Consider the following 13,909-nt stretch of genomic DNA (forward strand, 5'->3'; position numbering starts at 1 on the left):
CATTGGCTAAGTCATTGGGTTGTGCAAGATCGCAAAAGGAATTTTGCCTTAAACGCCTGTATTCAGCACTATCAAGAAACTGGCAAAAGCCTAAAATTAGCATCTTATAAGGGAATGTTACCTCAACTTAAAAAAGAGTATCCTTGGCTTAAAGAGGATTGCTACTCATCGGTTCTCCAGTGTATCGCAATCAACCTAGACAGAGCTTACAAAAACTTTTTTGAGGGACGAGCTAAATTTCCTAATTTCAAATCTAAACATCACAAGCAATCAATTCAGTATCCTCAAAGTGTTACTGTTAACGGTGAATATCTAAAAGTTCCCAAGATTGGTGAAATCAAAGCAATATTTCACCGAGAGATTACAGGAAAAATTAAAACAGTAACAATTTCCAAGACTTCAAGTAATAAATACTTTGCTTCTATTCTGTGTGAAGTAGAATCAAATGGAGTCAAGGAATCGGGAAATAAAGTTATTGGAATTGATTTAGGGCTAAAGGATTTCGCAATTGTTCATGATGGACAAAAAGTAACCAAATACGCTAATCCAAAACATTTAAAGCGTCATCAGAAAAATCTAGCCCGGAAACAGAAAAAACTCTCCCGAAAAACCAAAGGTAGTAAATCGAGAGAGAAATTCAGAAAAATTATTGCTAAGGTTCACGAGAAAATAACCAACTCCCGCCAAGATTTCTTGCATAAATTATCAAGAGAATTGGTAAACGAAAGCCAAGTGATTGTCGTTGAAAACCTCAACGTCAAGGGAATGGTTAAGAACCGAAAGTTATCTAAGTCGATATCTGATGTGGGTTGGGGAAAATTTGTCAACTTTGTTGATTATAAGCTGAAGCAAAAAAACGGCGAATTTATAGAAATTGATCGCTTTTTCCCTAGCTCTAAAACTTGTTCGAGTTGCGGTCATATACTAAGTGAGTTGCCTCTGGATATCAGAGAATGGGATTGCCCAAATTGCCAAACTCACCATGACCGTGATGAAAACGCTGCACTTAATATCAGGAATGAAGGCATCAGAATATTAACTGAAGGCGGAGGGAACCCCGTTTTTGCTGATGGAGGCTGTGTAAGACCACCTACTTTTCAAGTAAGGGGCATCGGTCTGTGAATTCAGAAGCCAACACCGACCCGATTAGGGCGGTGTTGGTAGTTCACCAAAATTGATTCCATCGGAACCCATCCCCATTCACCCTTGAACGGAACATTTCAGTTATTCCTGCGGCTATGGAATCTAAACCTAATCCTCAAAATATCAACCTACTTCACTCAATTTTCCGATCCACAGCTTTCAAAGCTATCCTGGGAAAACTCAACCCGATTCTGTTTTGGGCGGCTCTAGCCGGATTGATGACCGGATTGATTGGGGGTAGCTTTCGGTTTCTAGTCTCAGTAATCCTAGATAACCGGGTGCGTTGGATTCATTCTTTAGATCAGATGCCTGGAAAAGGGGCGATTATCTCGATTGTTGTATCAAGTGTCATGGTCTATCTGGGATTTGGCTTGATGCGACGCTTTGCTCCAGATACCTCCGGTAGTGGCATTCCCCAAATTGAAGGGATGCTATCAGGGCATTTACCCCTAGTTTGGCAACGGGTACTGCCGATTAAGTTCGCTACGGGTCTTCTCATCCTGGGTAGTGGCATGGTGATGGGACGGGAAGGGCCAACGATTCAGATGGGAGGCAGTATCGGCAAGATGGTCGGTACTTGGTTTCGGGCTTCTCACGAACAAACGAGAGTGTTGGTTGCAGCTAACGCCGGAGCGGGACTAGCAACGGCTTTCAACGCGCCTTTGGCGGGAATTCTGTTTGTGTTTGAAGAAATGAAACCCGTGTTTGAGGATCAAGTTCATGCGTATCGAGCCATAACATTATCGTGTATTACCGCAACGATTGGACAGCAACTCATCTTGGGGACTGGGCCTGTTTTAAAACTGACTCAATTTGAAACGCCACCCCTCGCCTCGTTGTGGATTTTTGCCCTTTTAGGAGTTGCCTTTGGGATAATTGGGTATTATTTTAATGCTTTCTTAGTGAAAAGTTTAGATTTTTTTTCAAGTTTGCGCGGCATTCCCTATCAACTAACGGGGCTATTTGTGGGGGGTTTTATTGGGTTAATGAGTTGGCTTTATGCCCCGACGACTGGCGGTGGGGAAGAGATGATCATCTGGTCGTTTAATAATGTAGAACCTACTGATTTTCTCTTATTATTATTTATGGTTCGATTTGGAATGACTATTCTGTGCTATGGGTCTGGTGCTCCGGGCGGAATTTTTGCGCCCATGCTTTCAATTGCAACTTTATTCTCGTTAGGTGTTGCTAAACAAATTTATCTTTGGTTTCCGAGTATTTTACCCGTACCTCAAGTCTTAACAATTACTGGGATGGGAGCATTGGTTTCTGCCACCGTCCGCGCTCCCCTAACGGCAATTTTATTAACCTTAGAAATGACGGCTAATTATCAGTTAATTTTGCCAATTTTAGTCAGTTGTTTTATGGCTAGTGCTACGGCTGAGGGATTGGGAGGAAGACCGATTTACTCAGTGCTTTTGGAACGAAGATTAAAAAAGTAAAGTAATATGAAATCTTGAAAAGAATGCTATAAAAGGGAACAGGGAACAGGGGGGAAAAGAAAATCGGGAATAGGGGAGCGGAAAAAGTGATGAGTTATCCGATTAGTTATTTGTAGCAAATATTTAAAGATTTCATATAACCAGCACCAACGAAAAAAGCTTTTAGTTTGGTGCGGTTCTTCTGGCTCCCATTGTCTGAATGTACTCCATTAATCATCGTATTTTTTAAATGAAGTTGAATGATCATCCTAATGATAAATTTCACAAAGATCATCATTCAAATTTTCTGGCTTCCTATTAATTAGTAATTCACCCAAATCTTAGTGACAAATTCCGGTAAAGGTTTGACCACTATGCTGAATTTGAATTACACTATAGTTACCCAATAAACTAAAACTAATAGGACTTCCAGCTTGAGATTTTCCACTATAAGTATCGTTCCCTTGATAGGTTGTAGAGGCTAATCCAGCCGGCTGCATTTGTCCATTTATAGATTCATTTATGGTGACTGAAACAGGTTGTTTTTTCTCCATGCTATTGTTATCGATGACAGAGGTATAAAAGTAAATTTTATGACCTTGATTTGTCCTACCTTTGGCAACACAGATAATTCCATCACCTAAACTGGGAGCGGCTGACGCTATTTGAACTGGAAGGCTAGGAAAGAGTAACACTGTTCCTATCGCTACAAAACTCAATTTGTTAAAAAAATTAAACATGATTTTGCTAGTCCATTCGATAGATAGACAAAATTAGGAGAATCATCACCATAATTGACTGGAGTTTATTGCAAAAAAGTGACAAAACCGTGCAAAATCCTATTAATTTATAGCGGTTTTCAGTCCTGTGAGGTATTGATCAAAAGTGCAGATCAATCAGTTTCCCGATTAGAACACCTGCGATCGCTGCTAATCCAGCAATCCCGACGGTTTGTAGAACCGTTGGTAACACTGCACGCATCCCAATTCGAGCGCGACCATATCCCAACAGGATCAACAGCAACAAGGTCATGAGCAACGAAACCCATCGTGCTTCTGCTAGGGGTAAGAATACAAACGCTAACACCGGAGAGGGAAGTTTTCGTCATCATTTCTCAAAATTGTTACGGGCACTGTGGGATTCATAGGCTTGCAAAAGCGCCTTGAGGCGAGCTATTTCCTGGCTCATATCGAGAACCATTTGAGCCCCAATCCAATTAACGCTTAGATCCCGTCGCAGCCGTAAAATTTGGGTCAGGCGAGTAATTTCTCTGGCGGGTAACTGATCCTGTTCCGCTTCAATCACATTCAAAGCCACTAACCGACGTACCAAAGTCACAGAAACCGCCGTCAGGGTGGCTACCTGTTCAACGGTATAGCAACGCTCCTCCCCAGTGGCGGATTCGGAGGAGACTAAATCAATCATGTCTTCGTTCATAGGGTGATATTCTCCAGATTGGCATGGGGGTTAAACATCCGATGGGCGCGAATCGTTTCATAGCTGGTGCGTTCAATCTCACTCAACTCATTTTCCTTGGGAGCCACAATCATCAGTTTGACCAGTTGATCGGTACGCTCCCCTTTAAGTAATTTCCATCCCTTACCCCGCAACCTTAAGACCTGTCCTGATTTTACACCGGGGGGAATTTTCATCGTCACCAGTCCATCGGGTGTCGGAACCTGAAGGTCAGTTCCTAATACCGCTTCATCGGGCGCGAGGTTAATTTCACAGGTAATATTCGTTTGGTCGTCCAGCTTAAAGAAGGGATGGGGAGCGAGATCAATCGTCACATATAGATCGCCGTGTTCTTTGGTAAAGGGATTCATTCGCCCTTTTCCCTTAATGCGAATCCGGCTACCTGGTTTAGCACCAGGGGGAACCCGGACTTTAAACGACGGTTCTCCTTCGAGTTGCAACTGTTTAACCACACCTTGAAAGGCTTCTGCCATCGTCAGAACAATCGCCGCTTCAACGTCAGGTTGGGGCGCATAGCTATGATAGGGGGAACGATACCCCGGATCAAATTCGTCTGTCTCTTCTGGGTAGCCATCGCTGGTGTAATAACGATAAGCGCGACGACCCTGGCGATCGCCCTGACCATAACGATTCAACAGTTGATTAATAAAGTCATTGAAATCCCCATATTGTCCAAAGTCCGTATCTTCATACTGGGTCGCGCCTGTCCCTGGCGGTGGCATTCCCTCCTGGGCATATTTCCAATATTGTCCGTACTGGTCATACTTCTTGCGGTTTTCTTCATTAGATAGAACTTCGTAGGCTTCGTTAATTTCCTTAAACCGTTCTTCTGCCTTTTTATCATTAGGATTGAGATCAGGATGATATTGACGAGCCAGTTTTCGATAGGCTTTCTTAATAGCATCCTGATCAACTGCTTTATCAACACCTAAGATGGCGTAGTAATCTTTAAAATCTTGAGCAGCCATAATCAGTTATCAGTTATCAGTTATCAGTTATCAGTTATCAGTTATCAGTTATCAAAAAAAGTGGGGACGGGAGGCTTTTAGTCACCCGTTATTAGTTTGAAGACAAGCAAAAATTGTCTGCTCCCCCTTCTCCCTCTGCCTCCCCTGCTCTCCCTGCGCCCCCTGTTTCTAACTAGAGCATTCTTCCCCGTTTAAATTGAGCAATACCATTGTTTAAAGCACTTTTTAAGGGGGAAGCTAACGTGGCGATTAGCTGTTCCGACTGATTAAAGGTTGGGTTTTCCTCAATTAATGGATTGAGGGCGGTTTTAAGGACATCATTCTGACTCTGTAGTGTTTCATAGATTGCCTTACATTCATCAAATTCGAGGGTAAAACCATCCATATTATCCCAGGTGAGATCCCCCAATACTTTACCACAGTTCGATTGCAGTCTCCCTAGGCGCAATATCATGGGGAATGCGGCTGCGTAATAGCTTTTCCGTTTCGTTACAAAGGAAGTTGACGTGATCCTGTAGGGCTAAATGTTCGTCATCGGTTAACTCCTGCTGCAATTGACTACGGATGGCATGAATCAATTCATCTTTCGTATTCCCTTCATACCAGACTCGGCGAACGGTATGTTCAATAAAGTGAAATCGCAGTTGTTCAAAGGCATAAGGCATAACAAAATCCTCGTAGTAATTCTAATGTTATTGTCATCTTCAGGTGCATTATTGATTTCTATTGTGCCAGTAATGTTGTGTCTTGTTGATCAGCTAAACTCAAAGAAAAGACCCCTTGAATTGTCACCACTTTGTTACTTTTGCAGGATAGAATATAGGATCTGGTTACAGATTAGTTTAAAAAAGTAAATTTCTTCTAGGAAAATTTACTGTTTAGACCCCGATTTGAACAAAAGACCTATCTAAAATTCATGAGGTTATAAGCTAATGTCTACTTCTAGTCATCCTCAACCCAATGTAGATCCCAATACAGAGCCTTATAGCAATCCCCATCCTGAAGAAGTCGAAGATCCAAATATCGATCCCTATACTAATCCTGATCCCAATTCTAATACAGACCCTAACTTAGAACCCTATACTAATCCTCATCCTGAACCCGTGAAAGACCCCAATATTGATCCCTATACCAATCCTGAATCTGAATAGGAAATTTTTATTAATTCCTATTTAATCAAAGTGAAGCATTGGGAAAATATGCGAATTCTACTGGTTGAAGATGACCATAATTTAGCTCAAGCATTGAGTGCCGTTCTCAGTAAACACAATTATATTTTGGATGTTTCAACTGACGGTGAAATGGGTTGGGAGATGATGAATATCATTTCTTATGATTTAGTATTACTCGATATTATATTGCCGAAGTTGGATGGCATTAGTTTATGTCGTCGCTTACGAGAACACAATCTACAAGTTCCGGTTATGCTGATCACAGCAAAGGATTCCTTGACCGATAAACTAATGGGATTGGATAGCGGAGCCGATGATTACTTAATAAAACCCTTTGATATTCAAGAGTTGCTGGCTCGAATTCGAGTGTTCTCTCGTCGATTAACAGAACAATCAACAATCATTTTTTCCTGTGGAGATATTCGGCTCAATCCCGAAATGCGACAAATTACTTATCAGGGGCAAGTTATACCTTTTAGTCGCAAAGAATATTTATTAATAGAATTATTTATACGTCATCCTTGTCGTGTTTTTAGCCGAATGGATATTGTTGATCATCTTTGGTCATTGGATAAACTGCCTACGGAAGATACTGTAAAATCCCATATCCGTCGCATTCGCAACAAATTAAAAGCTGTGGGAGCAGAAGATTTAATTGAAACTTTGTATGGACATGGTTATCGAATTAATCCAAGTTTTTTACAGGATTCCTCCTCTCGTTCTCCTTTGTCTGCGGAGCCAGGAAAAGAATTAGAGAATGCGATTGCTCAAATTTGGCAAAATATTCGAGAAGGAGTGTTTAATCATCTTAAAACGTTAGAACAAGCTGTCACAAGTTTGCAATCTCAAATATTAGATCAAAATCAGCTACAAACAGCCCAAAAAAGTGCTCATCAGCTTGCAGGTACAGTTGCTACCTTTGGTTTTGAAGCCGCTGCTTATATCGCTAAGGCAATAGAAATCCTATTACAAAATCAGGCTATACACCTAAAAACGACACATTCACTCACTCAATTAGTCAAAACTTTACGGCTAGAGTTAGAACAGCAACCCATTAATTCTATTCATGAAGAAAATTCTTTGATTCAACTTAATTCTTCCCAGGATTTCCCTTTTGATACTCAGCCGATCCGGATCATGGCAGTCGATGATGATGCCATAATTCTTATCTTAGTTAAACAAATTCTGGAAAATGAGGGAATTCAAGTGACTACATTAGAAAAACCAACACAAATTTGGGAAACCTTAGAAAATGTTCAGCCCAATTTGTTAATTTTAGATATTAATATGCCTGAGATGAATGGATTAGAGATCTGCCAACTCATTCGAGAAACAGCACAATGGAGTTGGTTACCCATTCTAATTCTTACCGTTCAAACGGATCGCCAGACGGTACAACAGGTGTTTGCCTGTGGTGCAGATGACTATTTAGCCAAGCCAATTGTACCCGAAGAACTATCGACTCAAGTTTGCAATCGCATTCGACGTAGCCAAAGACTGAAGCAGTAATCAGTCATGTTATTGCTATTACATACATTAAAATTAAAGCCTAATCTTCTTCAGCATCAGATACTATAATTTTTTTACCTTTATCAACCTCTTTTTTTTCTAATAAGACTAATTGAATTGATTCTAGTTCTTCATCTGTTACTTCCCATAACTTTGCTGTAAGCTGATCAATTTTTTTTTGGTTCTTCAGTATCTAGTATGCTAAAATTATAGTTAATAAAATCAAGAAAGACAAAAAATATATCTACCCCTAGCTGAAAAGCTTTTTCCGGTTGACAGTTAAGCCATCTGTGTTGTTAACTAAAATCAGAAAAATGGTAAATTCAGGGTAAATCAGTAACAATGACTTCCTCAAGGGAAATTAAAATGCTCACAGAACTTCTGGAGCTAGAAGGAGTAAAAGTAGTCTCACGTCATCAGCATAAAGGGATTGGAATAATTTTAGAGATAGAGCCAATCCATCAGGAAAGTATTTGTCCTCGTTGTGGGGAAAAAAGTCATAAATTACATCAAAACCATCGATATATAATTAAAGATTTACCTTGGGGAGAATCGCCAGTATTTTTGGAAATAAATAGACGACAGTTCAAATGTAAGAAATGTAAAAGGCCGTTTAGTGAGGAGTTAGATTTCGTGGAAAAAAGAAGGACTTATACAAAAAGATTGGCTAATAGAATCGTACAAGAAGTTTTAGAAAAGGATATAAACAGTGTTGCCAAAAAAGGATTAGTGACAACAGAAGAAATAGAAAGGATGTTAAAAGACGCATCATCAGAATTAGCTGAGTTCAAACCCACCGATTTAAAAAGATTAGGAATAGATGAAATAGCATTGATTAAAGGAAAAGGAAATTATTGTGCAGTTTTAATAGATTTAGACAAGTCGAAGTTAATTGCAATTCTCCAAAAAAGAACACAAGAAGAAATCAAAAAAGTGTTGCTGGGATGGGGAACAGAGGTGCTAGAAAAGGTAGAAGAAGTCAGCATAGATCTGTGGAAAGGATACAGAAGCTTATATTGCTTACTTTGATCACAGAACAACCAGTGGGGTAGTGGAGGGAATTAATAACAAGCTGAAACTGATTAAACGCTCGGCTTATGGATTCAGGAATTTCAAAAACTTTCAATCAAGATGTTTACTGAATTGGCATTTTAACTAAATCTTTAGCATACTAAATACTGAAGAACCATAAATAATTTCAACAATAGTAATTATAGAAAATCCTACCCAATCACCATTAGCCGCAAGATTATCAATTGTTGAGCGCGCTGTTTGTGAAAGACGAGAATCAGCGAAAATATACCAAATAATAGTATGAGTATCAGCGATCGCCTTTAACATTATATATCCTCTCTCTCAAAGCCTAACCCTATCTCCTGACGAACTTGATCAATATCTTCTGCTGAGGGAGCTTGTCCTAAATCAGCACAAATTCCCCATAAAGAACGGCGAGGTTTAATTTCAGTTGGAATTAATTCTTTTTCAACATCGGGTGCGATCGCTTGAATTAAACGCATTTTTTCCAAAGCGGAAAGTTGTTTTGCTTGTTGAATTACTTGTTCTAAAGTCATGCCTAATATTTGATTACCTCAAATAGCTTATTTTAAGGTTATAACTCCCTCTATTATATCGTTTTAAGGGAGTAAGCGCAAGTGCTAAATAATAAAGCTATTTTTGGAGATTTTTTAGAGCGAGTATCCCAGAGATAAACTAAAAGTATAAGCTAAACGAGTTTCTACTTCCACAACAGAAATCACAGAGATTTCTAATCCCTTTTCAGCTTTGCCAGTTATACTATTAAAAAAGTAATCTTTAACCGCTAACCCTGTTCTAATTGCCAGGTGGATCAAATTAGTCAAGGTATCAGTCCTAAACCCCTTAAAATTGATAGGGATACAAAGGAGAACGTCAGGATGGACGATGATGCCAAGACCAAAACCGAATTGATTGAAGAGTTGCAAGCCCTGAGAGCCGAGGTTGCGATGCTGAAGCAAAAGTCCGGGGTCTTGCCGTCATCTGAACAACCCGATCAAGAGTTTCTTCAATCAGAGCAATTGTTTGCAGGCTTTTTTAATGCGGCAACTCAGTCCAACGTGGGATTATTTATTGTTGACAAAAACCTACGATTCCTCCATATTAATCAAGTCTTAGCAGACATCAACGGGTATTCTATTCAGGAGCATTTAGGTCAATTATTAGCCAATTTGTTACCCGAACTTGCCCCGACCCTAACACCTTTACTGCAAACTCTCATTGAAACCAGACAGCCGATCTCAAATTTAGAAATATCGGGTTATGTACCCAGTCAACCCGGAGTTTTACGACATTGCATCAACTCTTTTTTTCCCATTTCCAGCACTACGGGTGATGTCATTGCTGTCGGTGGTATCGTCCTAGAAATCACTGAGTATAAACAAGTCATCGAAGCATTACAACAGAGTGAATTTAATCTGCGTACAGCCCAAAGAATTGCTCATGTCGGAAGTTGGCATTGGGATCAAATTACAAACACCGTCATCTGGTCAGAAGAAATGTATCAGATTCATGGGTGCGATCTTAACCAATCTCCGCCTCAAGGCAAAGAACTTGAACCTTACATCCATCCAGACGACTTTGCTGATTATCAACAGTTAATTGAGCGAGCGCTGGCTGGGCACTCCTTTGAAGTGGATTTACGCATCATTCGCCCTAACGGGGAAATTCGCTATATTGAAGCACGAGGAGAACCTGGAATTTTCAATGCTCAGGGAGAATTATTACACTTGTATGGCACGGTGCTGGATGTCACGGAGCGTAAGCGGGTAGAACAGGCACTCCGTCAAAGTGAATTTGCCCTACGAGAAGCCCAACGGATTGCCCATGTAGGCAGTTGGCAATGGGAACAAGACAATGAAAAGATTATCTGGTCTGAGGAAATCTATCGCATTCACGGACTTGATCCCAATAGTGCTGTACCGGATGCCCAAAAGCGGGATAAATATATCCATCCTGATGATTTAGACATTCATCAAGCTATGTTTAACGCATCAGTCAGAGGGGAGGCTTATGAATTTGATCTGCGAATTATCCGTCCTGATGGAGAGGTACGCTACATCGAAGCCAGAGCAGAACCGGGAATTTTTAATGAGCGAGGAGAACTGATTTGGTTATTTGGTACGGTATTGGATGTGACTGATCGCAAACGAGTCGAAGCCACCTTGCAAGAATCAAATCGGAGATGGCGAAGTCTGTTAGATCAGGTACAACTGATGGTGGTGGGATTAGATACTCAAGGGGTGGTGGAGTATGTTAACCCTTTTTTCTTGCAAGTTACGGGTTACACCGAGCCAGAAGTGATGGGTCAAGAGTGGTTTAAAACGTTTGTGGTTGCTGAAGAATGGCAAGTGTCACGAACCCATTTTGTTGATTTGCTGGAGCAGCACGTTCCTTATTCCCATTATCAGAATAGAATTATCACGAAATCTGGGGAAGAACGAATCATTGTCTGGAATAATACCGTTTTGCAAGATACGACTGGAAATCCAATAGGTTCTCCCGTACAGACTAGCGTAATCGGTATTATTGGGATTGGTAAAGATATTACCGAACAGCATAAATTGGAACGACTCAAAAGTGAGTTTGTTTCTATTGTTAGTCATGAACTGCGGACTCCCCTAACTTCTATGCAAGTTGCTTTGAGTTTGCTCGATCAAAAATGGGTTGATCCGACATCGGAAGAGGGACAAGGGATGATTCATGTAACGGCCGAAGGAGTTGATCGCTTGGTGCGTTTGGTGAATGATATCCTCGATTTAGAACGGCTCGACTCCGGTAAGGTTCACCTTGAAAAACAGTCTTGTTACCCTAACGATCTGATTCAGACTGCCATCAACCAAATGAAGGACTTGGCAAATCAATCCGATATTCAGTTTGAGGTGTCTGTGGTCTCCTATCCAATTCAGGCTGATCCCGATCGTCTTATCCAAGTTCTAACTAATTTACTGAGTAATGCGATTCGTTTCTCTCCTTGCGATTCGATTATTAAAATTCAGGTAGAGAAGTTTTCTTCACTGTCTGTGGAGGATTTATCTCCTGTCACCTGTTTACAGTTTATGATTCAGGATCAAGGGCGTGGCATTCCCAGTCATCAGCTAGAAAGCATTTTTGAACGGTTTCAGCAATTGGATGCTTCTGATTCGCGCTCAAAAGGCGGAACAGGCTTAGGATTAGCAATTTGCCGAAGTATCATTGAACAACATGGAGGACGAATCTGGGCAGAAAGCAACTTACAAATCAGAAAAGGGAGTTGTTTTTATTTCACTTTACCAATTTTAGAGGGTGATCAAGATGGTAAAGAAACGGATTTTATTGATTGATGATGAACCTGGAATTCGTCAAGTCCTCCCTGTTGCATTTCGAGTGATTGCTTCCTGGGAAACAGTTGTTGCAGATTCTTGTCAAGCTGGTATTGCTCTTGCTGAAACTGAACCACTAGATGCGATTTTGCTGGATGTTATGATGCCTGAAATGGATGGGATTACGGCTTTTAATAAAATGCAATCTAATCCTATAAGTAGGTCAATTCCTACTATTTTGCTGACGGCTAAAGCACAAGCAAGTGATCGAAATCGGTTTGCTCAATTAGCGATCGCTGGCATTATTACTAAACCTTTTAAAGCACCAGATGTAGTGAGTCAAATCCGATTAATTTTGAACTGGCATGACTCATAAGATACTCTTTCCCAACACTTAAACTAATCTCTAATAGAGCGCTACGCCTGACGGTTAGGACATTTTTAAACCCTGAAACCCTTTCACTTCTTACTGTTCCCTGTTCCCTGTTCCCTCTTCAAGTAGCGCTATAGACTTGACCTGAGTTGAATTTTTTGGCAAGGTGAAAGACGGTATAGCAGCAAGGAGAAAAGACAATTGCCGACTTTAGGAGTCAATATTGATCATATTGCCACCATTCGCCAAGCCCGTCGCACCGTTGAACCTGATCCCGTTGCGGCGGCTATCATTGCTGAATTAGCAGGTGCTGATGGTATTACGGTGCATTTACGCGAAGATCGACGCCATATTCAAGATCGAGATGTGCGACTGTTGCGACAAACGGTAAGAACCCATCTGAATTTAGAAATGGCGGCGACTGATGAAATGGTGGCCATCGCATTGGACATCAAGCCCGACTATATTACCTTAGTTCCTGAACACCGGGAGGAAATTACCACCGAAGGGGGGTTAGATATTGCGGGACAAATTCCTCGGATGACTGATGTAGTCAACACTCTACAGGGTGCTGGAATTCCGGTGAGTTTGTTTATTGATGCCAACCCCCAACAAATTGAAGCCTCGGCGCAAGTTAAGGCAAAATTTATTGAACTGCATACGGGATGTTATGCGGAGGCGAAAGGGGAAGACCAAACCAGAGAATTAGAGATTTTAGCGACAGGTTGCAAGTTAGCCTTAGAAGCGGGACTGCGGGTGAATGCAGGTCACGGGTTAACTTATTGGAATGTTTACCCCGTTGCGGCGATAGAAGGGATGGAAGAACTCAACATTGGTCATACAATAATAAGTCGGGCAGTTCTCGTCGGTTTAGATCAAGCCGTTCGAGAAATGAAACAAGCGATTAACGGGAAACTCTAACCCCCAAATCGTCCCATTGCAGCATTTACAATGATTCACCATGCAGACTTATTACTACGTTTTAGGCAGTCGCAAATTTTTGATTGAGGAAGAACCCTTAGAAGAAGTGTTACGGGAACGCACCCGCAACTATCAGGAAAATGAAAAGGAACTTGATTTTTGGTTAGTGCAGCAACCTGCCTTTTTGGAAGCACCTTCCATGGCAGACGTTAAAGCTCAATGCCCTCAACCTGCGGTCGCCATTGTTTCTACCAATAAACAAGTGGTGACTTGGTTGAAATTACGTTTAGAGTATGTGCTCACCGGAGAATTTCAAGCCCCAACTGCTGGTATTCCTGATGCTTTAGCCTCGTTAGCAACAGCCTCTTAAAAATCAAGGGTTCAATAGTTGTACCCTGAGTCAGGACAATGAAAGCTGTTGCTTTATTCTTTAAAATCTGCCCCCTTGGAGAACAGCAGTTAAACTAAGTCAGAAAGATGACTCTCTGGCTAGTCTGATAAACCGGATGTGAACGTTTCCCTGCATCCGGCTCCTCAATTTTTGTAGAACAGGCATCTTGCCTGTTAATAAGTACATCAGTGATTTCCTGTG

17 protein-coding genes and 1 pseudogene are annotated in these 13,909 nt (G+C 41.0%); 9 read left to right on the forward strand and 9 right to left on the reverse strand.

All coding sequences use genetic code 11. The features are described 5' to 3' along the window. The first annotated feature begins 21 nt into the window (after positions 1 to 21). Together PL9214_RS11775 and clcA are read left to right on the forward strand one after the other, a co-directional pair. Positions 22 to 1,122, forward strand: a complete 1,101-nt coding sequence (locus PL9214_RS11775; protein ID WP_367400310.1) for an RNA-guided endonuclease InsQ/TnpB family protein — start codon at positions 22 to 24, stop codon at positions 1,120 to 1,122. A 116-nt stretch (positions 1,123 to 1,238) separates the two neighbouring features. After that, positions 1,239 to 2,585, forward strand: coding sequence for a H(+)/Cl(-) exchange transporter ClcA (gene clcA, locus PL9214_RS11780; protein WP_083579982.1), 1,347 nt, complete (start codon positions 1,239 to 1,241; stop codon positions 2,583 to 2,585). A gap of 320 nt (positions 2,586 to 2,905) precedes the next feature. On the opposite strand, the gene PL9214_RS11785 is transcribed toward clcA, so the two are convergent. From PL9214_RS11785 to PL9214_RS11810, 6 genes are all read right to left on the reverse strand, one after another. Next, positions 2,906 to 3,304: a hypothetical protein gene (locus PL9214_RS11785; RefSeq protein ID WP_222425230.1), complete on the reverse strand. Its 399-nt coding sequence runs from the start codon at positions 3,302 to 3,304 to the stop codon at positions 2,906 to 2,908. 139 nt (positions 3,305 to 3,443) lie between these two features. Next, a complete protein-coding gene (locus tag PL9214_RS11790) occupies positions 3,444 to 3,650 on the reverse strand; it encodes a VIT1/CCC1 transporter family protein (RefSeq protein ID WP_072719002.1) in 207 nt (68 codons plus the stop codon). A gap of 21 nt (positions 3,651 to 3,671) precedes the next feature. Continuing rightward, positions 3,672 to 4,001, reverse strand: a complete 330-nt coding sequence (locus tag PL9214_RS11795) for a chaperone modulator CbpM (RefSeq protein WP_072719003.1) — start codon at positions 3,999 to 4,001, stop codon at positions 3,672 to 3,674. Then, positions 3,998 to 5,008: a DnaJ C-terminal domain-containing protein gene (locus tag PL9214_RS11800; RefSeq protein ID WP_072719004.1), complete on the reverse strand. Its 1,011-nt coding sequence runs from the start codon at positions 5,006 to 5,008 to the stop codon at positions 3,998 to 4,000. The genes PL9214_RS11795 and PL9214_RS11800 overlap by 4 nt, the downstream gene beginning before the upstream one ends. 172 nt (positions 5,009 to 5,180) lie before the next feature. After that, positions 5,181 to 5,393 carry a hypothetical protein gene (locus tag PL9214_RS11805; protein ID WP_139295040.1) on the reverse strand — a complete coding sequence of 71 codons (213 nt, stop codon included), beginning with the start codon at positions 5,391 to 5,393 and terminating at the stop codon, positions 5,181 to 5,183. Between the two features lie 28 nt (positions 5,394 to 5,421). Beyond that, positions 5,422 to 5,673 (reverse strand): hypothetical protein, encoded by a 252-nt coding sequence (locus PL9214_RS11810; RefSeq protein WP_072719006.1) that lies wholly within the window; start codon positions 5,671 to 5,673, stop codon positions 5,422 to 5,424. Between the two features lie 267 nt (positions 5,674 to 5,940). Here PL9214_RS11810 and PL9214_RS11815 point away from each other — a divergent pair, with 267 nt between their 5' ends. From PL9214_RS11815 to PL9214_RS11825, 3 genes and pseudogenes are all read left to right on the forward strand, one after another. Then, positions 5,941 to 6,159 carry a hypothetical protein gene (locus PL9214_RS11815; protein ID WP_072719007.1) on the forward strand — a complete coding sequence of 73 codons (219 nt, stop codon included), beginning with the start codon at positions 5,941 to 5,943 and terminating at the stop codon, positions 6,157 to 6,159. 48 nt (positions 6,160 to 6,207) lie between these two features. Next, a complete protein-coding gene (locus PL9214_RS11820) occupies positions 6,208 to 7,689 on the forward strand; it encodes a response regulator (protein WP_072719008.1) in 1,482 nt (493 codons plus the stop codon). A 342-nt stretch (positions 7,690 to 8,031) separates the two neighbouring features. After that, positions 8,032 to 8,848, forward strand: a pseudogene (locus PL9214_RS11825) (transposase). On the opposite strand, the gene PL9214_RS11830 reads toward PL9214_RS11825, so the two are convergent. The 3 genes from PL9214_RS11830 to PL9214_RS31225 all read right to left on the reverse strand — a co-directional run bounded on the left by PL9214_RS11830 (position 8,845) and on the right by PL9214_RS31225 (position 9,548). Then, entirely contained in the window at positions 8,845 to 9,030 is a 186-nt protein-coding gene (locus tag PL9214_RS11830) for a PIN domain-containing protein (protein WP_072719009.1), read from the reverse strand. The pseudogene PL9214_RS11825 and the gene PL9214_RS11830 sit on opposite strands and share 4 nt — an antisense overlap. Next, entirely contained in the window at positions 9,030 to 9,260 is a 231-nt protein-coding gene (locus PL9214_RS11835) for a hypothetical protein (RefSeq protein WP_072719010.1), read from the reverse strand. Before PL9214_RS11835 ends, PL9214_RS11830 begins: the two co-directional genes overlap by 1 nt. A 114-nt stretch (positions 9,261 to 9,374) precedes the next feature. Further along, a complete protein-coding gene (locus PL9214_RS31225) occupies positions 9,375 to 9,548 on the reverse strand; it encodes a hypothetical protein (protein WP_186440346.1) in 174 nt (57 codons plus the stop codon). Positions 9,549 to 9,602: 54 nt separating this feature from the next. Between PL9214_RS31225 and PL9214_RS11840 the strand changes: the two genes are divergently transcribed. From PL9214_RS11840 to PL9214_RS11855, 4 genes are all read left to right on the forward strand, one after another. Further along, on the forward strand, positions 9,603 to 12,044 hold the full coding sequence (locus PL9214_RS11840) for a PAS domain S-box protein (RefSeq protein WP_072719011.1): 2,442 nt from the start codon (positions 9,603 to 9,605) through the stop codon (positions 12,042 to 12,044). Further along, a complete protein-coding gene (locus tag PL9214_RS11845; RefSeq protein WP_072719012.1) occupies positions 12,016 to 12,399 on the forward strand; it encodes a response regulator in 384 nt (127 codons plus the stop codon). Before PL9214_RS11840 ends, PL9214_RS11845 begins: the two co-directional genes overlap by 29 nt. A 198-nt stretch (positions 12,400 to 12,597) precedes the next feature. Next, positions 12,598 to 13,317: a pyridoxine 5'-phosphate synthase gene (locus tag PL9214_RS11850; RefSeq protein ID WP_072719013.1), complete on the forward strand. Its 720-nt coding sequence runs from the start codon at positions 12,598 to 12,600 to the stop codon at positions 13,315 to 13,317. Between the two features lie 40 nt (positions 13,318 to 13,357). Beyond that, positions 13,358 to 13,687 (forward strand): MgPME-cyclase complex family protein, encoded by a 330-nt coding sequence (locus PL9214_RS11855; protein ID WP_072719014.1) that lies wholly within the window; start codon positions 13,358 to 13,360, stop codon positions 13,685 to 13,687. Positions 13,688 to 13,909: the final 222 nt, after the last annotated feature.

The organism is Planktothrix tepida PCC 9214 (assembly GCF_900009145.1).
GTDB classification, from domain to species: domain Bacteria; phylum Cyanobacteriota; class Cyanobacteriia; order Cyanobacteriales; family Microcoleaceae; genus Planktothrix; species Planktothrix tepida.

Coding starts and splice junctions, on each gene's coding strand:
- PL9214_RS11835 (WP_072719010.1), bottom strand. CDS start 9,260: ATGACTTTAGAACAAGTAATTCAACAAGCAAAACAACTTTCCGCTTTG.
- PL9214_RS11845 (WP_072719012.1), top strand. CDS start 12,016: ATGGTAAAGAAACGGATTTTATTGATTGATGATGAACCTGGAATTCGT.
- PL9214_RS11840 (WP_072719011.1), top strand. CDS start 9,603: ATGGACGATGATGCCAAGACCAAAACCGAATTGATTGAAGAGTTGCAA.
- PL9214_RS11805 (WP_139295040.1), bottom strand. CDS start 5,393: ATGGATGGTTTTACCCTCGAATTTGATGAATGTAAGGCAATCTATGAA.
- PL9214_RS11795 (WP_072719003.1), bottom strand. CDS start 4,001: ATGAACGAAGACATGATTGATTTAGTCTCCTCCGAATCCGCCACTGGG.
- PL9214_RS11855 (WP_072719014.1), top strand. CDS start 13,358: ATGCAGACTTATTACTACGTTTTAGGCAGTCGCAAATTTTTGATTGAG.
- PL9214_RS11800 (WP_072719004.1), bottom strand. CDS start 5,008: ATGGCTGCTCAAGATTTTAAAGATTACTACGCCATCTTAGGTGTTGAT.
- PL9214_RS11820 (WP_072719008.1), top strand. CDS start 6,208: ATGCGAATTCTACTGGTTGAAGATGACCATAATTTAGCTCAAGCATTG.
- PL9214_RS11830 (WP_072719009.1), bottom strand. CDS start 9,030: ATGTTAAAGGCGATCGCTGATACTCATACTATTATTTGGTATATTTTC.
- PL9214_RS11785 (WP_222425230.1), bottom strand. CDS start 3,304: ATGTTTAATTTTTTTAACAAATTGAGTTTTGTAGCGATAGGAACAGTG.
- clcA (WP_083579982.1), top strand. CDS start 1,239: ATGGAATCTAAACCTAATCCTCAAAATATCAACCTACTTCACTCAATT.
- PL9214_RS11810 (WP_072719006.1), bottom strand. CDS start 5,673: ATGCCTTATGCCTTTGAACAACTGCGATTTCACTTTATTGAACATACC.
- PL9214_RS11815 (WP_072719007.1), top strand. CDS start 5,941: ATGTCTACTTCTAGTCATCCTCAACCCAATGTAGATCCCAATACAGAG.